Source organism: Xanthomonas sp. 3307 (assembly GCF_014199735.1).
GTDB classification, from domain to species: Bacteria; Pseudomonadota; Gammaproteobacteria; order Xanthomonadales; family Xanthomonadaceae; genus Xanthomonas_A; species Xanthomonas_A rydalmerensis.
The window spans coordinates 691548-712655 of the sequence record NZ_JACHOG010000002.1; the positions used below are offsets into that span (position 1 = coordinate 691548).

Genomic DNA, 21108 nt, shown 5'->3' on the forward strand with positions numbered 1-21108 from the left:
CATGTCCGCCCGTCCCTGGTCGCGCCGCCTGTTCCCGTCCTGGCCGTTGAGCCTGACCGTCACCGCGTTCTGGCTGCTGATGAGCGACAGCTTCAGTCTCGGCCAGCTGCTGCTGGGCGCCATGCTGGGCGTGGCGGTGCCGCTGTTCGCCGCGCGCCTGGACCGCGAGTTCGCGCGCATCGGCTCGCTGCGTTCGGTGCCGAAGATGCTGTGCGTGGCGGCCTGGGACATCGTGCGCTCCAACGTGGTGGTGGCGCTGCAGGTGCTCGGCCCGGAGAAACGGATCCACCCCGGTTTCATCTGGGTGCCGCTCGACATCGCCAACATCCACGGTATCGCCGCGCTGACCAGCATGATCACCCTGACCCCGGGCACGGTGTCGGCGGCGTTGTCGGACGACCGCAAGTACCTGCTGGTGCACGTGTTGCACCTGGACGATGCCGAGACCGTGATCCGGCAGATCAAGACGCGCTACGAGGCGCCGTTGATGGAGATCTTCCCATGACCAGCCACATGTTCATCGAGACCACGATCGTCGTGTGCATGCACGTGGTGGCGCTGGCGATGCTGCTGGCGCTGTGGCGGCTGCTGCGCGGGCCGACCGTGCCCGACCGCATCCTGGCGCTGGACACGCTGTCGGTGACCGCCATCGCCGAGCTGATGCTGTTCGGCATGTACCTGGATTCGCCGGTCTACTTCGAGGCGGCGCTGATCATCGCCATGCTCGGCTTCGGCAGCACCGTGGTGCTGAGCAAGTTCGTGCTGCGCCGGGACATCGTCGAATGATCGCCGCACTGCAGGTCGGGCTGTCGCTGCTGCTGATCGTCGGCTGCTTCTTCATCCTGGTCGGCGCGCTGGGGCTGGTGAAGCTGTCGGACTTCTTCAAGCGCCTGCACGCGCCGACCAAGGCCAGCACCCTGGGCGTGGGCTGCGTGCTGCTGGCCTCGGTCGGCTACCACCTGTTCCTGGGCCAGGACCCGCAGCCGCGCGAACTGTTGATCACCGCGTTCCTGTTCATCACCGCGCCGATCAGCGCGCACATGATGGCCAAGGCGGCGCTGTCGTTGATGCTGGAACAGCGCCCGCAGGTGCCGGGCAGCGACCACGCCGATCAGGAAGGGCTGCCGCCGCCGGAGCAGCCGGAGGAGCGCTGAGCGCGCAGGTCTGCGTAGGAGCGGCTTTAGCCGCGACAGGCTTTACCGGGAACGCCCGTCGCGGCTAAAGCCGCTCCTACCACTGAAGCCAGCCGCTTTTTCCAATCCCCACTCCCGAATCCCCACTCTCGGCACTCAAGCCACCAACGCCAACTCCAGGCCCACCCAGGCCAGAAACGCCGCCAGCAGCACCGCACCTTCGCCGCGGCTCAAGCGCATGTCGCCGCGCAGCATCGGGTACAGCACCACGGCCAGCGCAATCGCCGCCGGCAGCTCCAGCCGCACGAAGGAGGCCGGCAACGGCAGCGGCCGCAGCGCCGCCATGCCGCCGATCACCACCAGCAGGTTGAACAGGCTCGAACCCAGCACGTGGCCGACCACCATGTCGCCCTGGCCACGGCGTGCCGCGGCCACCGCGGCGGCCGCTTCCGGCAGCGCGGTGCCGATCGCCACCGGCAGCAGGCCGACCAGCAGCGGCGACAGGCCCCAGGCCGCACCCAGCTGCGGCGCATGCGTCACCACCAGGTTGGCGCCGGCGTTCAACAGCACGATGGCGATCAGCAGGCGCAGCAGGTTCAGCACCAGACCGGTGCGGGTCACCGCGTAGCCGGACACGCCGAGCTGGCGCGCGGCCGGTTCGTGACGCGCGCGCAGCAGCAGGAACGCGACCACGCCGACGAAGGCCAGCAGCAGCGCTACGCCTTCCACGCGCGAGATCGCCCCATCCAGGCCGAAGCCGATCAGCGCCAGCGTCGCCAGGGTCAGCAACACCAGCAGCGGTGGCAGCAGGCGGGTACGCAGCAGCAGCGGTGCCGCCAGCGCGGCCAGGCCGAGGGTCAGGCCGAGATTGGCCAGGTTGCTGCCGACCGCGTTGCCCAGCGCCAGGTCCTGCGCGCCGGCCGCGTAGGCGCGCACATTGACCGCCAGTTCCGGCAGCGAAGTGCCGAAGGCCACCAGCAGCAACCCGGCCACGAACGGCGAGGCGCCGCAGCGCTGGGCCAGGCCGGAGGCCGCTTTCACGATCGAGTCCCCGCCCAGCGCCAGGAACGCCAGCCCCACCAGTACCCACCCGATCGCACCGGCCATCGCCGACTCCTGCCCGCAAGATGCGGCGATTCTATGCGCAGCGTCGATGATGCCGCCGTGGTCGTGCCCCGCCGCTCATGGCACGCTACGGCGGCCGACCGCGCGCAGCCCGCTCGCCACGACTGCACCGCGTTCATGCCCGACCGTGTCTGCTAGCGCCTGCCACGCGCCCGACCGCGTCCCTCCCTCGCCATCGCCACAGGAGCCGCCCCATGTCCCGTCCCGATCCCACGCCGCCGCGGCGGCCCTGGCTGGCGCTGGCGGGCATCGCCGCGATCGCCGCCGTGCTCGCCGCCGCCTTCGCCTGGAGCGCCGGCTGGCTGGGCGGTCCGCAACGGCTGACTGCGCAACGCATGACCGACGCCATCGAAGCCGGCGGCCCGCCGCATCCGGGCTTCCGCCGCGCGCACAGCAAGGGCGTGTGCGTCAGCGGCCATTTCGAGGGCAACGGCCAGGGCAGCGCGCTGTCCTCGGCGCGGGTGTTCGCGCAATCCTCGGTGCCGGTGCTGGGCCGCCTGTCGATCGGCGGCGGCGACCCGCACGGCGCAGACGGTGCGGCGCGCGTGCGCAGCATGGCCCTGCAGTTGCGCAGCGACGACGGCCAGGAATGGCGCACGGCGATGAACAGCTTCCCGTTCTTCGTGGTCGCCAGCCCCGAGGGCTTCATGGCGCAGACCCTGGCCGCACAACCCGACCCGGCCACCGGCAAGCCGGACCCGGCGAAGATGGCGGCGTTCGTGCAGCGCTACCCGGAGGCGAAGAAGTTCCAGGAATGGGCCAAGACCGCGCCGTGGTCGAACAGCTGGGCCAACACCCAGTACAACGGCGTCAACGCGTTCCGCTTCACCGCCGCCGACGGCAGCACGCATGCGGTGCGCTGGTCGATGCGCCCGCAGACCCCGTTCGCGCCGTTGTCGGCCGAGCAACGCGCCAAGGCCGACGCCGACTTCCTCAGCGAGGACCTACAGGCGCGGCTGGCACACGGCCCACTACGCTGGGACCTGGTGCTGACCGTGGCCGCGCCCGGCGACCCGGTCGACGACCCGTCGCAGCCGTGGCCGCAGGACCGCCAGCAGGTGGTCGCCGGCACCCTGGTGCTGGACCATGCCGAGCCGCAGGCCACCGGGCCGTGCCGCGACCTCAACTACGATCCGCTGATCCTGCCGCGCGGCATCGCCGGCTCGGACGACCCGATCCTGGCCGCGCGCTCGGCGGTGTACTCGCAGTCCTTCAATCGCCGCGAGCGCGAGATCGCCCACGGCCAGGCCCCCGATGCCACCGGCACGCCGCATGGAGGTGCGCAATGAACCGCGACGACCGCTCCGCGCATTTCAACCTGCCCGCGCGGGTGCTGCACTGGCTGATGGCGGCGATGATCCTGACCATGCTGTTCGTCGGCGTGGGCATGGTCGCCTCGGTGTCGCAGCGGCCCTGGCTGCTGGACCTGCATCGCCCACTGGGCATCGCGATCCTGCTGCTGGCGCTGGTGCGCCTGGGCAACCGCCTGCGGCACCGGCCGCCGCCGCTGCCGGCCGACCTGCCGCGCTGGCAGCAGGCCGCCGCGCATGCCTCGCACTGGCTGCTGTACGCGCTGATGCTGGCGATGCCGCTGCTGGGCTGGTCGATGCTCTCGGCCGGCGGCTACCCGATCGTGCTGTGGCCGGGCATGCAGTTGCCGCCGATCGCCCCGCACAGCCCGGCGCTGTACGCCTGGCTGCGCAGCGCGCACGGCTGGCTGGCCTACCTGCTGTTCGCCACGGTGCTGGCGCACCTGTGCGCGGCGCTGTTCCATGCCTGGGTGCGCCGCGACGGCGTGTTCTCGAGCATGGCGCGCGGCCCGGTGACGCCAGTCGCGCCGCACGACCAGACGTAGTCCCCCGGACACGCAGGCGGGGCCGCGCGAGCGCCACCTGCCGCGCACGCAGGCACCGCCGCCGCGCCGCACTGGCCCCGCTCGCGCGCAGCGGCCGCCGCGGGGTCGCCCTGCATCCGGGCCGCGCCAGGCATTTGTGTCGGCAACGACATGGTGCCGGCGTCGGGCCGCCGTTACACTTGCCGGCGGACGGGCACGCTCGTCCGCCCCCAGTTGTTCCCGCGCGCCGGTCGCCCCCATGGGAATCCGGCGCCGCGACCGCGCCAGCCAGCGCCGATGGTCCGCAGCCGCCACGCCGGCCTGCGGGCGCCCGCGCCAAGCCAGCTCACCATCCGATCGTCGTCCGGCGCTGCGCCGGCGATGGCCATGCCTGCTGCCTTGGAGTCCGCGATGTCCCGTGTTGCCCCCGCCTGCCGTTTCCCGCACCGTTCGGCCCTGGCCGTCGCCTGCCTGCTGGCCGCCGTGCCGACGTTCGCCGCGACACCGACCGCGGCCGCTGCAGACGGCGCCGACGACACCGAACGCGACGTCACCACCCTGGACAAGATCAGCGTCAAGGGCGAGCGCGCCGAGGGCTACAGCGTGCGCAAGACCAGTGCCGGTACGCGCTTCGAACTGGCGCCGCGGGAGATCCCGCAGTCGGTGAGCATCATCAGCCACCAGCGCATCGAGGATCAGGGCCTGGACGACATCATCGACGTGCTGGAGAACACCACCGGCGTGTCCAGCACGCGTTCGGACAGCGAACGCTTCGAGTTCTACGCGCGCGGCTTCTACATCGACAACTACCAGTTCGACGGCATCCCGACCACGATGGTGCAGAACTGGAGCTACGGCGATTCGGCGCTGGACCTTGCGCTGTACGACCGCGTGGAAGTGGTGCGCGGCGCCACCGGCCTGCTCACCGGTGCCGGCAACCCCTCGGCCTCGGTGAACCTGATCCGCAAGCACGCCGACAGCGCCGAACTGACCGGCAGCGTCACCGTCAGCGCCGGCAGTTGGGGCCGCACGCGCTCCACGGTCGACGTGACCACGCCGCTCAACGCCAGCGGCACGGTGCGCGCACGGGTGATCGGCAGCTACCTGGATACCGATTCGTACGTGCAGCGCTACAGCCAGCGCAAGTCGCTGGGCTATGCGGTGATCGATGCCGACCTGACCCCGGACACGCAGCTGAGCGTGGGCTACGACTACCAGAACAAGCAGTCCGACGGCGTCACCTGGGGCGGCTTCCCGCTGTGGTACGCCGACGGCAGCCGCACCGACTATCCGCGCTGGTTCAACCCGGCCGCGGACTGGACCTTCTGGGACACCACCAGCAAGCGCGCCTTCGCCACCCTGCAGCACGCCTTCGGCAACGGCTGGCAGCTCAAGCTCAACGCCACCCACGACCAGACCGACGTCACCGACAAGCTGTTCTACCCGTACTACACGATCTACGGTTTCGACCGCCAGACCGGCGCCGGCGTGGTGCCGTATTCGGGCGACTACATCATCGGGCGCAAGGTCGACGGCCTGGATGCCTACGCCGAAGGCCCGTTCCAACTGGGCGGGCGCGAACACGAACTGATGGCCGGGCTCAGCTACAACCGCCGCCGCTACGTGAACACCGGGGCGTTCGACTTCCCCGGGCCGCTGCCCAGCTATCTGGGCTGGACCGGTGCGTATCCGGAACCGGCCTGGTCGCCGATCAGCGAGTTCAGCCGCGGCACCGTCACCCAGAAGGCCGGCTATGCGGCGGCGCGATTGTCGCTGGCCGATCCGCTGAAGTTGATCGTGGGCGCGCGCTACACCGACTGGAAGGTGGACGGCGCCGAGAGCGGGGTGGGCTATGTGCTGCACCAGGAGAAGACCACGCCCTATGCCGGCCTGGTGTACACGCTCGACGACGTCTGGTCGGTCTACGCCAGTTACACCGACATCTTCCAGCCGCAGACCGCGCGCACCGCCAGCGGTGCCTACCTGGACCCGGTGATCGGCAAGAGCTACGAGGCCGGGATCAAGGGCGCCTGGTTCGACGACCGCCTCAACGCCGCGCTGTCGGTGTTCCGCATCGACCAGGACAACGTCGCCCAGGCCACTGCCGGATTCGTGCAAGGCACCACCGAGACCGCCTACGTCGCCGCGCAGGGCACGGTCAGCCGTGGCTTCGAACTCGAGCTCAACGGCGAGCTGGCGCCGGGCTGGAACGCGACCTTCGGCGCCTCGCGCTACGTCGCCAAGGACGTTGCCGGCGCGGACATCAACAGCCAGCTGCCGCAGACCACGCTCAAGCTCTACAGCAGCTACACGCCACGCAGCCTGAGCGAACTGACCTTCGGCGGCGGCGTCAATTGGCAGAACCGCATCTACTACGTCGACCCCACCTATGGCCGCTTCGAGCAGAGCGGCTACGCGCTGGTCAGCGCCTTTGCGCGTTATCGCTTGTCGCCGGCGTTCTCGGTGCAGCTCAACCTCAACAACCTGCTCGACAAGCGCTACTACGCGCAGATCTACGGCTACGGCGCCTGGGGCGAACCGCGCAGCGGCGCGCTGAGCTTCAGCTGGTCGTTCTGAGCCAGCGCGGTCAGGCCTCGACGACGCACAGCGGCACATCGCCGGCGGCGGCGACGCGGTTGCGGCCGCTGCGCTTGCCGCGGTACAGCGCCGCATCCGCGCAGCGCAGCAGTTCCTCGGTGCTGCGGCCATGGTCCGGATAGGCGGCCACGCCGATCGACACGGTCACCGGCGGCAGCGCCTGGCCCTGGTGCTGCACCTGCAGCGCCGCCACCGCGGCGCGGATCTGCTCGGCGCGACGCTGCGCGGCGGCGGCGCTGGCGCCGGGCAGGATCACCGTGAACTCTTCGCCACCGTAGCGGCAGGCGATGTCCTCCGGCCGCACCAGCCCGGTCAGCAATTGGCCGAACGCGGCCAGCAAGGCGTCGCCGCCGGCATGGCCGAGGCGGTCGTTGAGCGCCTTGAAGTGGTCCAGGTCCAGCATCATCAGCGCCAGCGGCTGGTCGCGCCGCTCGCAGCGGGCCAGCTCGCGCACCAGCGATTCTTCCAGATAGCGGCGGTTGTACAGCCCGGTCAACGGATCGCGGATCGACTGCATCTGCAGGCGCTGGCGCAGTTGCAGGTTGTGCAGCGCCATCGCCAGTTGCTCCGCCACCACCTCCACCAGGTGCAGCCGTTCGAGCAAGCCCGGATCGCGGCTGGACAGGTGGATCAGCCCCAGCGGCTCGCCCTGCACCATCATCGGCACGCAGGTGCCATGCCGCGTGGCGCCGGCGGCGTGCGCGCAGGCCGGCGCTGCGCCCGGCCGCTGGATCTGGGTGGCGCGGCGGCGCAGGCCTTCGCAGCCGCTCAGCGTCAGCGCCGGTGCGCACACCGCATCCTCGCCCCAGTGGGCCACGCAGACGGCCTGCTCGCCCGTCGCGTCGGTGCAGTACACGCTGCAGCCGGCGTCGCCGAGCAGGCGCTCCAGCGCCTGCCGTGCGACCTCCACCGCCTCGTCCTGCTGCACGCAGCTCTGCAGCCCACGGCTGCACCGGTTGAGTGTGCGCAGATCCTGTTCGGTGCGCTGCATCTGCTGCACGGTGCCCACCAGTAGCGCATTGGCATGGTGGCCGCGCTGCTCGGCCTGGCTGCGGCGGCCGATCTCGCGGCGCAGCAGCAGGTACAGGCCCAGGGTCAACGCGCACACCGCCGGGATGCCGACCATCGCCAGCCGGCGCAGCAGGTCGGCGTTGGCGGTGGTGGAGCGGGCGCTGCTGGCCAGCGCCGCGCGTTCGCTGCGCACCATGCTGTCGGTGTTGCGACGGATCGCCTGCGACAGCGCGCGGCCGTGCCGCGCGCGTTCGGGGTCGGGTTTGAGCAGGCCCGCGTCCTTGGCCTGGAAGCGGGCCACGGCGCGCGCGCTGTCGCGCATGCGCGCCTGGATCTGGGCCCGGACCTCCTGCAGCCGCTGCTGCTGGGCCGGCTTGCCCTGCAGCAGCGTGGCCAGCTGCTGCAGCCGCGGCGGCAGCGCGCGCTGGCACTGCTGGAAGTCGACCAGGTGTTCGCGGGTTTCCAGTAGCAGGAAGCCGCGCAGCGAGGCATCGCAGTCGGCGAGGTTGAGCTGCAGGCCATTGATCTCGGCGATGACCTGGTGGCTGCGCTGCACCGCGGCGGCATCGTCGAGGAAGCGCTCGCTGCCCACCAGCACCCCGCCACTGATGCCCAACAGCAGCAGCAAGGCCAGCGGCACGCCATAGCGGTTGATCATGGTGGAATGCATGGCGTCGGCCAGTGGGAAGGAGGGAGGCCGCGCGCGCCCCGCACGGCGCTGCGCAGTCAAGCGCAGGGAGCCATGCAAATTCCGGGCCGAACCGAGTGTGGCGTCACAGCCAGCCCTTCTGCCGGGCCAGCCGCGCCGCCTCGATGCGGTTGCCGACCCCGAGCTTGCCGATCGCCTCGGACAGGTAATTGCGCACCGTGCCCGCCGACAGTCCCAGCTGCGTGGCGATATCGCCGGCCGAGGCGCCCTCGCCGGCCAGGCGCAGCACCTGGCGCTCGCGGTCGTTGAGCGGGTCGGCCTCGGACCAGGCTTCCAGCGCCAGTTCCGGATCGATCGCGCGGCCGCCGCGGTGCACCTGGCGGATCGCCTCGATCAGCCGCTGCGGCGGCGCATCCTTGAGCAGATAGCCGCCGACCCCGGCGTCCAGCGCGCGCCGCAGGAAACCGGGGCGGGCGAAGGTGGTGACGATGATGACGCGCACCGGCAATTGCTGGCGCTGGATGCGCTGGGCCAGTTCCAGGCCGCTGAGGCCGGGCATCTCGATATCGGTGACCAGCAAATCCGGCGCATGCGCCTGCAGCGCGCGCCAGGCGGCCTCGCCATCGGCCGCACTGGCGACCAGGTCCAGATCCGCTTCCAGGCCCAGCAGTGCGCCCAGCGCACCGCGCACCATCGCCTGGTCCTCCGCCAGCACTAAACGAATCACGGCACCCCCCGGTCCTTGTCGGCCCATTGTAGTGCCCGGCCCGGGCAGGCGCTCAGCCGAGCGCGGCGTCCTGGTCCGCCGGGGCCTGCGTCCGCGGCGCCAGCGTGGCCTCCGGCACGGCCACCTCGGCCCGCGGCAACGGCGCGGCGGCGACCAGACAGGTGCCCAGGCCGCGCTCGGAGGCGATGCGCAGGCTGCCGCCCACCGCCTCCAGCCGCTCGCGCATGCTGCTCAGCCCGGTGCCCGGCTGCAGCGCGCCGCCGCGGCCGTCGTCGCGCAGTTCCAGCAGGGCCTGGCCACGCTCGCACCACAGCCGCAGCTGCGCGTTGCGGGCAGAGGCATGCCGCTGGATATTGGTGGCGGCCTCGCGCAGCACCAGCGCGAACACCGTCTCCAGCTGCGGGCACGGCGGCAACGCCTCGACCTGGTAGCGGAAGGTCACCCCGGACGATTCCAGCAGCAGCTTGGCCGAGGCGATCTCCGCCGCCAGCTGCGCCGCGCGGATGCCACTGACCGCGCGTCGCACCTGGCCCAGCGCCTCGCGTGCGACCTGGCCCACCTCCTCCATCTCGCGCTGCGCTGCGGCGGCGTCGTGGGCGAGCAGGCGCGTGGCCAGGTCCGATTTCAGCGCCACCAGCGACAGGGTGTGGCCGAGCAGGTCGTGCAGGTCGCGGCCGATGCGCTCGCGCTCGGCCACCGCCGCCAGGCGCCGCACTTCCTCGTGGCTCAGGCGCAGTCGCGCCTCGCCGCGCGCACGCCGCTCGAAACTGATGTTCATCAGCCCCACCGACAGGCCCACCACCACCGCGCTGACCATGTACAGCGGCGACCAGCCACGCAGCGTCCACGCCAGCGCGAACACCGCCAGTACCAGCAGCATCACCACCACCGCACGCACCGGCTCCAGGCAGAACGCCAGGAAGGCACAGGCATAGATGATGTAGCACTGCGCACCGGGGTTGTACGGCAATAGCACCAATGCCAGCGCCGTCATGCCCGCCACGCACCAGGGCAGGTAGCGCCGGTGGCGGTAATAGGCCACGTAGTACAAGGCGAGGAACACCGCATAGCTGGCCAGGGTCGGCGCGACCCAGTTGCGGAAGTAATGCGGTTCGTACAACGGGGTGACGAACAGCCAGATCGACCACACCAGCGACAGCCACACGAACCAGTGGGTGCTGGACTTGGCCGAGCTCCAGCCGATGCGGCGGGCGATCAACGAGTCGGGCGAGGCGTGCAGCAAGGCGATCACGTCGGGCTCCCAGGGCGGCACGGCTGCCGCGGCGCATAGCTTAGCGAAGGCGCCGGCGCGCAGAGCCGCGCGACGGCGCCGGGATCGACAGGGCGCACCATCAGCCGCGGCGCAGGCGCCGCTGCGCCAGTGCGTAGAACACCACCGTCACCGCCAGCAGTGCGGCGACATGGCCGGCACTGCCATGGCCGTCGCCCTGCCCGACCACGCGCAGCGCCAGCTGGCCCAGGTGATAGGACGGCCACAGCGGCGCCAGCGTGGTCAGCCACGCGGGCAGCAGCTGCAGCGGGATCCACAACCCCGACAGGAACGCCATCGGCAGGTAGATCAGGTTGACCAGCGCCGGCGCGCCGCTGCCGCCGGCGTAGGCACCCAGCGCCAGCCCGATCGCGCAGAACGGCAGCGTGCCCAGCACGTCCACCAGCAGCAACCCGATCCGCTGCGTCGGCGTCAGCATGACCCCGCCAAGCAGTGCGGCCAGCGCCTGCAGCACCACCCCGATCGCCAGCGCGAACGCCATCGCCAGCGCGGTGCGCGCCAGCAGCAGCGCCAGCGGCGGCACCGGCATCGCCCGCTTCAGCGCCAACAGCCCGCGCTCGCGGTCCAGCGCCAGGCCGACGCCGAAGCCGAACAAGGCCGGCGCCATCACTCCGAACACGCTGTAGCTAGCCATCAGGTACACCGCCGCATCGTGGCGCCCATGATTGAGCAGCACGCCGAACAGCAGGTAGAACAGTGGCGGGAACAGCAGCGTCGGCAAGGCGAAGGATGGCGTGCGCAGCCAGCGCACCACCTCGTAGCGGATTTCGCGCAGCAGCAGCGCGAGCTGGTCACGCAACGACCAGGCGGCCGCCGGCGGGGCAACGGAAAGATCGATCGGGTTCATGCAGCCTCCGCACGGGTGATGGCGAGAAAGGCGTCGGCAAGGCCGGCACGGCGGACTTCCAGTGCCTGCAGCGCTGGATCGCTGGCGAGCAGCCGCGCCACCACCGGCTCGGCCGGCTCGGCGACCACCTCCAGCACGCCATCGCGGTTGTCGGCGCGGCGCACTTGCGGCCACTGCGCCACCTGCGCGGCCGGCAGCGCGCTACGGCAGCGGATGGTGCATTGCTCGAAGCGTGCGCGCAGCTCGGCGACGCTGCCCTCGGCGATCAGCGTGCCGCGCTGCAGCACCGCCACCCGATCGGCGAGCGCCTCGGCCTCTTCCAGATAGTGCGTGGTCAGCAGCACCGCGCAGCCATCGGCGACCAGTTCGCGGATCGCCCGCCACAGGCCCTGCCGCGCCTCGATGTCCAAGCCGGTGCTGGGCTCGTCCAGGAACAGCACCTGCGGCCGCCCGCAGATCGCCATTGCGAACTGCACACGCCGCTGCTGGCCGCCGGACAACTGGCCGTAGCGGCGTGCCATCAACCCGTCCAGCCCGGCCAGCGCCACGCAGTCGGCGACGCTGCGCGGCGTCGGGTAATAGCCGCGCGCCTGCAGCAACAGTTCGCCCACGCGCAGCGTCTCCGGCAGCCCAGCGGTCTGCAGCATCGCCCCGGCCTGGCGGCGCGCCGCCAACGACCGCGGATCCTGTCCGCACAGGCGCACGCTGCCGGCGTCGGGCGTCTGCAGCCCGAGCAGCAGGCTCACCGCGGTGCTCTTGCCGGCACCGTTGGCGCCCAGCAGCGCCAGCAACTGGCCGCGGCGCAACTGCAGGTCGACGCCGTCGAGCGCAACCAGCGCGCCGTAGCGCTTGTGGACGCCGCTGAGCTGCGCCAGCGGCAACGCATCGTGATCGGACATGGGACGCTCCCGGAATGGCAAGGAGCGTCTAGGCTGCGCCGCGACGGGGCCGCCGCCCAGTGTGGCGCGTCAACTGCAGCGGATGACATCTGTCACTGGCAGCCCCGGCACGATTGCCGCATGCTGCGATCCACGCCGAGGGGCGGCGTTCTCCCGCGACATCGCACCGCAGAAAGTGACTTCCGGCCATGCCCACGGCGACCGGACGCTCGCACACTGCAGCGCGCCGACCGTTTTCGATCAAGGACACGATGAGTACTTCCTCCGACCTGCTCAAGGAACTCCGTATCGACCGCAAGGCGCCGCCGAGCGAACCGCCGTCGCGGCGCGGGCTGTGGATCGCCGTGGTCCTGCTGGTGGTGCTGCTCGCCCTCGGCGCCGGCGCCTGGCTGCTGTTCGGCCGCAGCAAGCCGCTGGAAGTGCGCACCGCCGCGGTGGTGGCGATCGCGCCCGGCAGCAGCAGTGCCTCGGTGCTAGACGCCAGCGGCTACGTGGTGGCGCGGCGCATGGCCACGGTCTCGGCCAAGATCACCGGCAAGGTCCGCGAGGTGCGCATCGAGGAAGGCATGCGCGTGGAGGAAGGCCAGGTGATGGCGACGCTGGACCCGATCGACGCCAACGCGCAGCGGGTGCTGTCGGCCTCGCAACTGGATGCGGCGCGCAGCCTGGTGGCCAACATGCAGGCGCAGGTGCGCCAGGCCGATGCCGACGCGCAACGGCTGCAGACCCTGGCCGGCCAGCAGTTGGTCTCGCGCTCACAATACGAGCAGGCGGTGGCGCAGCGCGACGCCCTGCGCGCGCAGTTGCAGAACGCGCAGCGCAACGTCGCGGTGGCCGGCAACCAGTTGTCGATCTCCGATCTCAACGTCGACAACACCATCGTGCGCGCACCGTTCTCCGGTGTGGTCACCGCCAAGGCGGCGCAGCCGGGCGAGATCGTCTCGCCGCTGTCGGCCGGCGGCGGCTTCACCCGCACCGGCATCGGCACCATCGTCGACATGGAGTCGCTGGAGATCGAGGTCGAGGTGGGCGAGTCCTACATCGGCCGGGTCAAGCCGGGCATGCCGGTGGAAGCGGTGCTCAACGCCTACCCGGACTGGAAGATCCCGGCAGAGGTGATCGCAATCATTCCCTCCGCGGACCGCGGCAAGGCCACGGTGAAGGTGCGCGTGGCGCTGAAGCAGAAGGACGCGCGGATCGTGCCGGAGATGGGCGTGCGGGTCAGCTTCCTGGAGGCGCCGCAGCCGCAGGCGCAGGACAAACCGCAGGGCGTGCGGGTGCCGGGCGCGGCGATCGTCAAGCGCGCCGGACAGGACGTGGCATTCGCGGTGAAGGAGGACAACACGGTCGAGCAGCGCGCGCTGAAGACCGGCATCGCCCTGGGCGACGACCGCCAGGTGCTGTCCGGCCTGGCCGCAGGCGACACGGTGGTACTGGATCCGCCGGAGGCTTTGCGTGCCGGCATGCAGGTGAAGATGGCGGAGGCGGTTGCGCAGTAGCGCGCCGTCGTCTTCGCCTGACGTATCCGACGTCCCCGCTGCGGCAGACAGCAGCCGCACGACCCTGGCTTTAGCTGTGCTTTAGCTGTTGCTTTAGCTGTTGCTTTGGTTGTTGCTTTGGCTTTGGCTGTTGCTCTTGCTTTTGATTTACCGGGTTCCCTTCCGCAGCGGCGGATGGACCGGGGAAAAACCCGAAGGGCGGCGTACATGGATGTACGCCGTTCGCGGCAGGGGCAGGATGCCCCTTCCGCGAATCCCCGGTGCATCCGCGGACCCGGAGCGCGCAGCGCGGAGGGCGCAAGGCAGGGCGCGCTTTCTTTTGGTTACTTTTCTTTGCGCGAGCAAAGAAAAGTGACTCGCCCGAAAGGGCGAAAGCCTTTGCTCCAAGCTTTGGTGTCATATGAGAAAAACTGTAGGAGCGGCTTTAGCCGCGACAAACGTAATTGGTCATGTCTGTCGCGGCTAAAGCCGCTCCTACGATCCAGCGGTCGCCACCGTAGCAGCAAGAGCAAGTGCAAGTGCAAAGCTTTCGCCTGACGGCGAGTTACTTTTCTTTGCTTGTGCAAAGAAAAGTAACCAAAAGAAAGCACACCCTGCCTACGCGCCCTCCGCGCTAACGCGCTCCGGGTCTGCGTCCATCACGGGGATCCGCGGAAGGGGCATCCTGCCCCTGCCGCGGACGGCGTACATCCATGTACGCCGCCCCTTCGGGGTTTTTCCCCGCGATGGCCGCCGCTTCGGAAGGGAACCCGGTAAATCAAAAGCCGGAGCAACCGCAACGGCAGAAGCAACAGCAACAACAAGAGCAACAACTGCACCTGCACCTGCATCGCAACCGCAACCGCAACCGCAACCGCAACGGTAATCCCCTCGCCCATCGGCGACCGCATCGCCTCCACCTCGTCCACCGCCAGGAACACCACCATGTCCACCCTCGTCACCCTGCGCAACGTCACCAAGACCTACCAGCGCGGCCCCGAGAAAGTCCAGGTCCTGCACGGCATCGACCTGGACATCGCCCGCGGCGACTTCGTCGCCCTGATGGGACCGTCCGGCTCCGGCAAGACCACCCTGCTCAATCTGATCGGCGGGCTGGACTCGCCCAGCGGCGGCGAGATCGAGATCGAAGGCCAGCGCATCGACCGCATGAGCGGCGGCCAGCTCGCCACCTGGCGCAGCCACCACGTCGGCTTCGTGTTCCAGTTCTACAACCTGATGCCGATGCTCACTGCGCAGAAGAACGTCGAACTGCCGCTGCTGCTGACCTCGCTCAGCGCCGCCCAGCGCAAACGCAATGCCGAGATCGCGCTGACCCTGGTCGGCCTGGAAGACCGCCGCAACCACAAGCCCAGCGAACTGTCCGGCGGCCAGCAGCAGCGCGTGGCCATCGCCCGCGCCATCGTTTCCGACCCCACCTTCCTGATCTGCGACGAACCCACCGGCGACCTGGACCGGCGCTCGGCCGAGGACGTGCTGGGCCTGCTGCAGGAACTCAACCGCAGCCACGGCAAGACCATCGTCATGGTCACCCACGACCCCAAGGCCGCCGAGTACGCCACCCATACCGTGCACCTGGACAAGGGCGAGCTGGCCGACGCGCCGGCCGCGCACTGAGCGAGGCGATGCCATGAAGTATTTCTCGTTGATCTGGGCACAACTGTTCCGCAGCAAGACGCGGACATTGCTGACCCTGTTCTCGGTGATCGTCGCGTTCCTGCTGTTCGGCCTGCTCGACTCGGTCCGCGTCGCGTTCACCGCCGGCGGCTCGGTGGAAGGGGTCAACCGTCTGGTCGTGGCCTCGCGCCTGTCGATCACCCAATCCCTGCCGGTGCGCCTGGAGTCGCAGATCCGTAGCGTGCCCGGCGTGCGCGACGTGACCTATGCGATGTGGTTCGGCGGCATCTACAAGGACCCAAAGGACTTCTTCCCCAACTTCTCGGTCGCGCCGAACTTCTTCGACGTCTACAGCGAGTACGAGATGCCGCCGGAGCAGCTCAAGGCCTTCCGCGACACCCGCACCGGGGCGGCGGTGGGCGAGGCGCTGGCGAAGAAGTACGGCTGGAAGGTCGGCGACGTGATCCCGCTGCAGGCCACCATCTTCCCCCGCGGCGGCAGCAACGACTGGCCGCTGGAGCTGAAGGCGATCTTCCGCGCCAAGGACCGCGCCAACGTGCAGGCGGAAAACCAGTTGATGATGAACTGGAAGTACTTCGACGAGAGCAACGACTACATCAAGGGCAAGGTCAGCTGGTACACGGTGCGGCTGGACAACCCCGAGCATGCCTCGCGGGTGGCGCAGGCGATCGATGCGCTGTCGGCCAATTCCGACCACGAGACCAAGTCGCAGACCGAGTCGGCGTTCCAGCAGGCCTTCGTGAAGCAGTTCGCCGACATCGGCCTGATCGTCACCTCGATCATGGGCGCGGTGTTCTTCACCCTGGTGCTGCTGACCGGCAACACCATGGCGCAGGCAGTGCGCGAACGTATCCCGGAACTGGCCACGCTCAAGACCCTGGGCTTCCAGGACCGCACCGTGCTGACCCTGGTGATCGTGGAGTCGGTGCTGCTGATCGTGCTCGGCGGCCTGCTCGGCATGGCGCTGGCGGCGGCGGCGATCCCGGTGCTGGCCAGCGCCAGCCGCGGCGCGCTGCCGGTGCACGCGGTGCCGGCGCAGACCTGGCTGATCGGCGCGGCGCTGATGCTGGTCATCGGCGTGGTGGTCGGCCTGCTGCCAGCGCTGCGCGCGCAACGGCTGAAGATCGTCGACGCCCTGGCCGGGCGCTGAGCCCGCACCTTCTCTCCAGCACATCGATGCCACGGACGGCAAAGCAGACCCGAGGAACAACGCAATGAAGATGCAATGGTTATGGAATGTCCTGGCGATCGCGGCGCTGGCGATCGGCCTGGGAATCTGGATCGCCCTGCCCTGGTTCCTGGTGCTGGCGCTGGTGGCGGTGCTCGCCGTGCTGCTGCTGGCCACCCGCGGCGGCCGGCTATCGCTGGCCGCCGCGCGCATCGGCATCGCCAGCCTGCCGCAGCGCTGGGGCGCCAGTTCGGTGATCGTGGTCGGCATCGCCGGCGTGGTCGGCGTGCTGGTGGCGATGCTGGCGATGGGCCAGGGTTTCCAAGCGACCCTGGACAGCACCGGCGACGACACCACCGCCATCGTGCTGCGCGGCGGCTCCCAGGCCGAGACCAACTCGGTCATCCTCCGCGACCAGGTGCCGCTGATCGCCGGCCTGGCCGGGGTGGCGCGCGGGGCCGACAACCGCCCGCTGGTCTCGCCGGAGCTGTCGCAGGTGGTGAACCTGCAGTCCAAGTCCGACGGCACCGACGTCAACGCGCAGTTCCGCGGCGTCGGCGAGCAGGGCTGGGCGGTGCACGACAAGGTCAAGATCGTGCAGGGCCGTCGCTTCACCCCCGGCCTGCGCGAGATCGTGGTCGGCAAGGGCGCGCAGTCGCAGTTCCGCGGCCTGCAGCTCGGCCAGCGCCTGACCCTGGGCAACCAGGCCTGGACCGTGGTCGGCGTGTTCGCCAGCGGCGACGCGCACGACTCGGAGCTGTGGACCGACACCCAGACCTTGGCCACCACCTACAACCGCAGCGCCTACCAGTCGATCAGCGTGCGCACCCAGGGCCAGGACGGCTTCCGCCAGTTCAAGGCGGCAATGGACGCCGACCCACGACTGAAGCTGGACGTGTTCACCACCCGCGAGTACTACCGCAAGCAGGGCGGCAACCTCAGCAAGGTGCTGGAGGTCCTGGGCACCTTCATCGGCACCATCATGGCGATCGGCGCGGTGTTCGGCGCGCTCAACACCATGTACGCGGCGGTCGCCACCCGCGCCCGCGAGATCGCCACCATGCGCGCGCTGGGCTTCCGCGGGCTGCCGGTGGTGGTGGCGGTGATGCTGGAGACCATGCTGCTGGCGCTGCTCGGCGGGATGCTGGGCGGGCTGATCGCCTGGGCGATCTTCAACGGCTACAGCGTGTCCACGCTGGGCAGCAACTTCAGCCAGGTGGTGTTCCAGTTCAAGGTCTCCCCGCCGCTGCTATGGACCGGGCTGAAGTGGGCGCTGGGCATCGGCCTGGTCGGCGGCCTGTTCCCGGCGCTGCGCGCGGCGCGGCTGCCGATCACCACCGCCCTGCGCGCGCTGTAGCGCCACGGCTGAACGCGCTGGGTCGGGACCCCTGTCCCGGCCCGGCCCAATGGCGGATGACGCGTCATCGTTTCGTCATCGAAACGCGGTAGAACGGCCGCCGCCGAGGCGCTAGCCTGCGCGGCCATTTGGTTCCACGCCGCCACCCCCATGTCCTCGCGCCTGCGCCTGTTGCTCGTCCTCTGCGCCAGCCTGTGGCTGAGCGCCTGCTCTTCCACCTCGCTCAGCGACCGCCTGGTCGCGCCGGGCGGCGTGTCGCCGCTGATGGACGAGGAACGCATCCAGAGCCTGCTGGCGACCCTGCCCAACCGCAGCGGCCACGTGGTGGTGCCGGGCGGCATCCCGATCTTCTGGCGCGCCATCGATCCGGGCGACTACCACATGCGCTACCGCTACGAGCACGCCGGCCGCGACGCCAGCGGCCACGAGCACGCCGACTTCGCCATGGACGTGGCGACCCCGGCGCCGGCCACGCAGATCGCACCCCGCGGCACCGTGGTGCTGCTGCACGGCTGGATGATGGACGGCGACTCGCTGCTGCCCTGGTCGCTGGACCTGGCCCAGGCCGGCTACCGCAGCATCAGCATCGACCTGCGCAACCACGGCCGCTCCGGCGGCGGCCCGGCCGGCTACGGCACCCGCGAGTCGGACGACGTGGTCGCGGTGATCCGCGCGCTGCGCGCCAGCGGCGAGGTGCAGGGTCCGCTGTACCTGTTCGGCGTGTCCTATGGCGCGGCCACCGCGCTGTTCGCCGCGCAGAAGCTCGGCGACCAGGTCGACGGCGTGGTCGCGATGGAGTCCTTCGCCAACGCCGGCCGCGGCATCCGCGACATGATCCCGCACATGCTCGCCAGCCGCCCGCGCGGCTGGATGGCCAGCGCGGCGATGGACCTGGCGCGCTGGCGCTACGGCGGGCAGAACCTGGACGCGGTGATCGCCAACGCCAACCAGCGCCTGGCGCTGAACCTGGACCAGGTCGACGTCACCGCCGCCGCGCGCGCCGCGCCGGCCTGCGTGCTGCTGCTGCACGGCAGCGCCGACCAGCACATCCCGGTGGCGCATGGCCGCCTGCTGGCGCTGGACGCACCGCGCGCGCACTACCTGGAGATGCCCGGCGAGAACCACCTGAGCCTGCCGATGCGGCTGGACCTGCTGGCGCCGACCGTGGAGGACTGGTTCGCCGATCTGCCGGCACAGCGTCACGACGGCCGCTGCCCGCAGCCGCTGCCGCCGCGTGCGGACCCCGAGCTGCAGCTGACCGGTGGGCCGGCCGCGAGCGGTAGCCGCGGCTGAGCCGGGAGTGGGGAGTCGGGATTGGGGATTCGTAAGAGCGGCTGCGCTGGCGACCTAGGCGGGCGCCGGCTCTTGCCAATCCCGAATCCCTAATCCCGAATCCCCGCTCGCCGCCACACACGCGACCGCCATAGACTCTCGCCCGCGAACAGCAGCAACCCGATCCAGATCGCGGCGAAGCCGATGGCCTTGCCGGTGTCGAACGGCTCGCGGAAGAACCACACGCCCAGCAGCAACTGCAGGCTCGGCGCGATGTACTGCAGCAGCCCGACCAGCGACAACGGAATACGCCGCACGCCGTAAGCGAAGCCGATCAGCGGCACCGCGGTGACCACGCCGCCGAACACCAGCAGCAGGTCGTTGCGCCAGCCCCACTCGCCGGCGAAGCCGCCGCCGTGGCCGGCCTCGCCCCACAGCACGAAGCCCAGCGCCGGCAGGAACAGGTACAGGCTCTCCACGCCCAGCCCGGCCACCGCGTCCACCTGCACCAGCTTGCGCAGCAGGCCGTACAGCCCGAACGAGCCGGCCAGGCCCAGCGCGATCCACGGCAGCGTGCCGGCGTCGACGGTGAGCCACGCCACGCCCAGCGCGGCGCAGGCCACCGCCAGCCACTGCAGCGGGCGTAACCGCTCATGCAGCACCAGCACCCCGAGCAGCACGTTGACCAGCGGATTGATGAAATAACCCAGGCTGGTCTCGATCACATGGCCGGCATTGACCGCCCAGATATAGAGGCCCCAGTTGAAGGCGATCGCCAGGCTGCTCAGCACCAGCGTGGCCAGCGCGCGCGGCTGCGCGGCGATGCGCCGCCACCACTGCAGGCGCGCGCTGTATAGCAGCCACGCCACCACCAGCAGCGTGCTCCAGACGATGCGGTGGGCGATGATGTGCGGCGACGGCACCGCCTGCAGCAGGTGCCAGTACACCGGCACCACGCCCCACAGTGCGAAGGTCGCCGCGGTGATCCACAGGCCGCGCCGGGCCTCCTGCTCGGCGACCGCGGTCATCGTCGGGTCCTCGCCACGGTGATCACCACCACGCCGGCCAGGATCACCGCCATCGCGCCGAAGTCGCTGGCGCTGAAGCGCTCCTGGCCGAGCCAGCTGCCCAGCGCCACCGCGATCACCGGATTGACGTAGGCATAGCTGCCGGCCAGCGCCGGGCGCACGTTCTGCAGCAGCCACACGTAGGCGGTGAACGCGACGATCGAGCCGAACACGCACAGGTAGGCCACCGCCAGCATCCCCTGCGCGCTCGGCAAGGTGTGCAGGCGCTCGCCGCTGAGCAGGCCGATCGCCACCAGCATCACGCCGCCGCACAGCATCTGCCCGGCGGCGGCCATGAACGGCATCGGCAGGTCGCGCCCGCGCGACCACACCGAACCGAACGCCCAGCCCACCGGCGCGATCAACAGCAGCACCAGGCCCAGCGGGCTGGCATTGAGACTGCTGCCGGCGTTGAGCCACACCACCCCGGCGAAGCCGACCACGATCCCCAGCCATTCGCCGCGGCTGGCGTGGTGGCCGCGCAGCGTGCCGAACAGCGCCATCCACAGTGGCACCGAAGCCACCGCCACCGCTGCCAGCCCCGAGGACACCTGGCGCTCGGCCAGCACCACCAGGCCATTGCCGCAGACCAGCATGAGCGCACCGAGCATGGCCAGCGGCCGCCACTGCGCGCGCGTGGGCGCGGCCACCCCGCGCCAGCGCAGCACCGCGTACAGCACGCTGCCGGCGATCACGAAGCGCGTGCCGGAGACCACACTCAGCGGCGGCGCGCCGCCTTCCAGGGCGAAGCGGATCGCCAGATAGGTCGAGCCCCAGACGACGTAGACCAGGAACAGGGCGAGAACGACGAAGCCACCGCGCGCAGGTGCGGCGGCGGCCGTGGAAGAAGGGGAAGACATGCGTGCACGCGGAACGGGTATGGCGCAATTCTAGGCCAGCGGCCACCGGCGGCGACAGCCGCGCACCGGCGCCAATGGCGGCACGCTGTTTTGCGCAATTCCGATGCGGGACGGGTGCCTGTGCTTCGTCCCGCCT

20 protein-coding genes are annotated in these 21108 nt (G+C 70.3%); 11 read left to right on the top strand and 9 right to left on the bottom strand.

The window, feature by feature from the left end; all coding sequences use genetic code 11:
• Position 1: 1 nt before the first annotated feature.
• From GGR64_RS07945 to GGR64_RS07955, 3 genes are read left to right on the top strand one after another with little or no spacing between them, the layout of a single operon-like run.
• Entirely contained in the window at positions 2-505 is a 504-nt protein-coding gene (locus GGR64_RS07945; RefSeq protein WP_160966393.1) for a Na+/H+ antiporter subunit E, read from the top strand.
• Positions 502-786 carry a K+/H+ antiporter subunit F gene (locus GGR64_RS07950; protein WP_017908201.1) on the top strand — a complete coding sequence of 95 codons (285 nt, stop codon included), beginning with the start codon at positions 502-504 and terminating at the stop codon, positions 784-786. The genes GGR64_RS07945 and GGR64_RS07950 overlap by 4 nt, the downstream gene beginning before the upstream one ends.
• Complete coding sequence (locus GGR64_RS07955; protein WP_184644998.1) at positions 783-1154, top strand: Na+/H+ antiporter subunit G; 372 nt, start codon at positions 783-785, stop codon at positions 1152-1154. Before GGR64_RS07950 ends, GGR64_RS07955 begins: the two co-directional genes overlap by 4 nt.
• Before the next feature lie 135 nt (positions 1155-1289).
• On the opposite strand, the gene GGR64_RS07960 is transcribed toward GGR64_RS07955, so the two are convergent.
• Entirely contained in the window at positions 1290-2240 is a 951-nt protein-coding gene (locus tag GGR64_RS07960; protein ID WP_184644999.1) for a calcium/sodium antiporter, read from the bottom strand.
• Positions 2241-2452: 212 nt separating this feature from the next.
• Here GGR64_RS07960 and GGR64_RS07965 point away from each other — a divergent pair, with 212 nt between their 5' ends.
• The 3 genes from GGR64_RS07965 to fhuE all read left to right on the top strand — a co-directional run bounded on the left by GGR64_RS07965 (position 2453) and on the right by fhuE (position 6669).
• Complete coding sequence (locus tag GGR64_RS07965; protein WP_184645001.1) at positions 2453-3547, top strand: catalase family peroxidase; 1095 nt, start codon at positions 2453-2455, stop codon at positions 3545-3547.
• Positions 3544-4113, top strand: coding sequence for a cytochrome b (locus tag GGR64_RS07970; protein ID WP_184645003.1), 570 nt, complete (start codon positions 3544-3546; stop codon positions 4111-4113). The genes GGR64_RS07965 and GGR64_RS07970 overlap by 4 nt, the downstream gene beginning before the upstream one ends.
• A gap of 390 nt (positions 4114-4503) precedes the next feature.
• On the top strand, positions 4504-6669 hold the full coding sequence (fhuE, locus tag GGR64_RS07975; protein ID WP_184645005.1) for a ferric-rhodotorulic acid/ferric-coprogen receptor FhuE: 2166 nt from the start codon (positions 4504-4506) through the stop codon (positions 6667-6669).
• Between the two features lie 10 nt (positions 6670-6679).
• Here the strand turns inward: fhuE and GGR64_RS07980 are convergent, their stop codons facing one another.
• The 5 genes from GGR64_RS07980 to GGR64_RS08000 form a co-directional block, all read right to left on the bottom strand.
• Positions 6680-8371 carry a diguanylate cyclase gene (locus tag GGR64_RS07980; protein ID WP_184645007.1) on the bottom strand — a complete coding sequence of 564 codons (1692 nt, stop codon included), beginning with the start codon at positions 8369-8371 and terminating at the stop codon, positions 6680-6682.
• 103 nt (positions 8372-8474) lie between these two features.
• Positions 8475-9077 carry a response regulator transcription factor gene (locus GGR64_RS07985; RefSeq protein WP_160966361.1) on the bottom strand — a complete coding sequence of 201 codons (603 nt, stop codon included), beginning with the start codon at positions 9075-9077 and terminating at the stop codon, positions 8475-8477.
• A 52-nt stretch (positions 9078-9129) separates the two neighbouring features.
• Complete coding sequence (locus tag GGR64_RS07990) at positions 9130-10329, bottom strand: sensor histidine kinase (RefSeq protein ID WP_184645009.1); 1200 nt, start codon at positions 10327-10329, stop codon at positions 9130-9132.
• A 100-nt stretch (positions 10330-10429) separates the two neighbouring features.
• Positions 10430-11215, bottom strand: a complete 786-nt coding sequence (locus GGR64_RS07995; RefSeq protein WP_184645011.1) for an ABC transporter permease — start codon at positions 11213-11215, stop codon at positions 10430-10432.
• Positions 11212-12114 carry an ABC transporter ATP-binding protein gene (locus GGR64_RS08000; protein ID WP_160966355.1) on the bottom strand — a complete coding sequence of 301 codons (903 nt, stop codon included), beginning with the start codon at positions 12112-12114 and terminating at the stop codon, positions 11212-11214. The genes GGR64_RS07995 and GGR64_RS08000 overlap by 4 nt, the downstream gene beginning before the upstream one ends.
• Positions 12115-12365: 251 nt before the next feature.
• Between GGR64_RS08000 and GGR64_RS08005 the strand changes: the two genes are divergently transcribed.
• Entirely contained in the window at positions 12366-13613 is a 1248-nt protein-coding gene (locus GGR64_RS08005) for an efflux RND transporter periplasmic adaptor subunit (protein WP_184645013.1), read from the top strand.
• A 638-nt stretch (positions 13614-14251) separates the two neighbouring features.
• On the opposite strand, the gene GGR64_RS08010 is transcribed toward GGR64_RS08005, so the two are convergent.
• Complete coding sequence (locus GGR64_RS08010) at positions 14252-14539, bottom strand: hypothetical protein (protein WP_184645015.1); 288 nt, start codon at positions 14537-14539, stop codon at positions 14252-14254.
• On the opposite strand from GGR64_RS08010, the gene GGR64_RS08015 reads away from it, so the two are divergent.
• From GGR64_RS08015 to GGR64_RS08030, 4 genes are all read left to right on the top strand, one after another.
• Positions 14538-15227 (top strand): ABC transporter ATP-binding protein, encoded by a 690-nt coding sequence (locus tag GGR64_RS08015; protein WP_184449684.1) that lies wholly within the window; start codon positions 14538-14540, stop codon positions 15225-15227. The genes GGR64_RS08010 and GGR64_RS08015 overlap by 2 nt on opposite strands.
• Before the next feature lie 13 nt (positions 15228-15240).
• Complete coding sequence (locus tag GGR64_RS08020) at positions 15241-16398, top strand: ABC transporter permease (RefSeq protein ID WP_160966349.1); 1158 nt, start codon at positions 15241-15243, stop codon at positions 16396-16398.
• Between the two features lie 64 nt (positions 16399-16462).
• Positions 16463-17773: an ABC transporter permease gene (locus tag GGR64_RS08025; RefSeq protein ID WP_184645017.1), complete on the top strand. Its 1311-nt coding sequence runs from the start codon at positions 16463-16465 to the stop codon at positions 17771-17773.
• Between the two features lie 150 nt (positions 17774-17923).
• Positions 17924-19066 carry an alpha/beta fold hydrolase gene (locus GGR64_RS08030; RefSeq protein ID WP_184645019.1) on the top strand — a complete coding sequence of 381 codons (1143 nt, stop codon included), beginning with the start codon at positions 17924-17926 and terminating at the stop codon, positions 19064-19066.
• An 89-nt stretch (positions 19067-19155) separates the two neighbouring features.
• Here GGR64_RS08030 and rarD read toward each other — a convergent pair whose 3' ends face one another.
• Both rarD and yedA read right to left on the bottom strand, forming a co-directional pair.
• A complete protein-coding gene (gene rarD / locus GGR64_RS08035) occupies positions 19156-20073 on the bottom strand; it encodes an EamA family transporter RarD (RefSeq protein ID WP_184645022.1) in 918 nt (305 codons plus the stop codon).
• Complete coding sequence (gene yedA, locus GGR64_RS08040; RefSeq protein WP_184645024.1) at positions 20070-20972, bottom strand: drug/metabolite exporter YedA; 903 nt, start codon at positions 20970-20972, stop codon at positions 20070-20072. The genes rarD and yedA overlap by 4 nt, the downstream gene beginning before the upstream one ends.
• Positions 20973-21108: the final 136 nt, after the last annotated feature.

Coding starts and splice junctions, on each gene's coding strand:
- yedA (WP_184645024.1), bottom strand. CDS start 20,972: ATGTCTTCCCCTTCTTCCACGGCCGCCGCCGCACCTGCGCGCGGTGGC.
- GGR64_RS08000 (WP_160966355.1), bottom strand. CDS start 12,114: ATGTCCGATCACGATGCGTTGCCGCTGGCGCAGCTCAGCGGCGTCCAC.
- GGR64_RS08010 (WP_184645015.1), bottom strand. CDS start 14,539: ATGGTGGTGTTCCTGGCGGTGGACGAGGTGGAGGCGATGCGGTCGCCG.
- GGR64_RS08020 (WP_160966349.1), top strand. CDS start 15,241: ATGAAGTATTTCTCGTTGATCTGGGCACAACTGTTCCGCAGCAAGACG.
- GGR64_RS08030 (WP_184645019.1), top strand. CDS start 17,924: ATGTCCTCGCGCCTGCGCCTGTTGCTCGTCCTCTGCGCCAGCCTGTGG.
- rarD (WP_184645022.1), bottom strand. CDS start 20,073: ATGACCGCGGTCGCCGAGCAGGAGGCCCGGCGCGGCCTGTGGATCACC.
- GGR64_RS08015 (WP_184449684.1), top strand. CDS start 14,538: ATGTCCACCCTCGTCACCCTGCGCAACGTCACCAAGACCTACCAGCGC.
- GGR64_RS07960 (WP_184644999.1), bottom strand. CDS start 2,240: ATGGCCGGTGCGATCGGGTGGGTACTGGTGGGGCTGGCGTTCCTGGCG.
- GGR64_RS07945 (WP_160966393.1), top strand. CDS start 2: ATGTCCGCCCGTCCCTGGTCGCGCCGCCTGTTCCCGTCCTGGCCGTTG.
- GGR64_RS08025 (WP_184645017.1), top strand. CDS start 16,463: ATGAAGATGCAATGGTTATGGAATGTCCTGGCGATCGCGGCGCTGGCG.
- GGR64_RS07980 (WP_184645007.1), bottom strand. CDS start 8,371: ATGCATTCCACCATGATCAACCGCTATGGCGTGCCGCTGGCCTTGCTG.
- GGR64_RS08005 (WP_184645013.1), top strand. CDS start 12,366: ATGAGTACTTCCTCCGACCTGCTCAAGGAACTCCGTATCGACCGCAAG.
- GGR64_RS07950 (WP_017908201.1), top strand. CDS start 502: ATGACCAGCCACATGTTCATCGAGACCACGATCGTCGTGTGCATGCAC.
- fhuE (WP_184645005.1), top strand. CDS start 4,504: ATGTCCCGTGTTGCCCCCGCCTGCCGTTTCCCGCACCGTTCGGCCCTG.
- GGR64_RS07970 (WP_184645003.1), top strand. CDS start 3,544: ATGAACCGCGACGACCGCTCCGCGCATTTCAACCTGCCCGCGCGGGTG.
- GGR64_RS07955 (WP_184644998.1), top strand. CDS start 783: ATGATCGCCGCACTGCAGGTCGGGCTGTCGCTGCTGCTGATCGTCGGC.
- GGR64_RS07965 (WP_184645001.1), top strand. CDS start 2,453: ATGTCCCGTCCCGATCCCACGCCGCCGCGGCGGCCCTGGCTGGCGCTG.
- GGR64_RS07995 (WP_184645011.1), bottom strand. CDS start 11,215: ATGAACCCGATCGATCTTTCCGTTGCCCCGCCGGCGGCCGCCTGGTCG.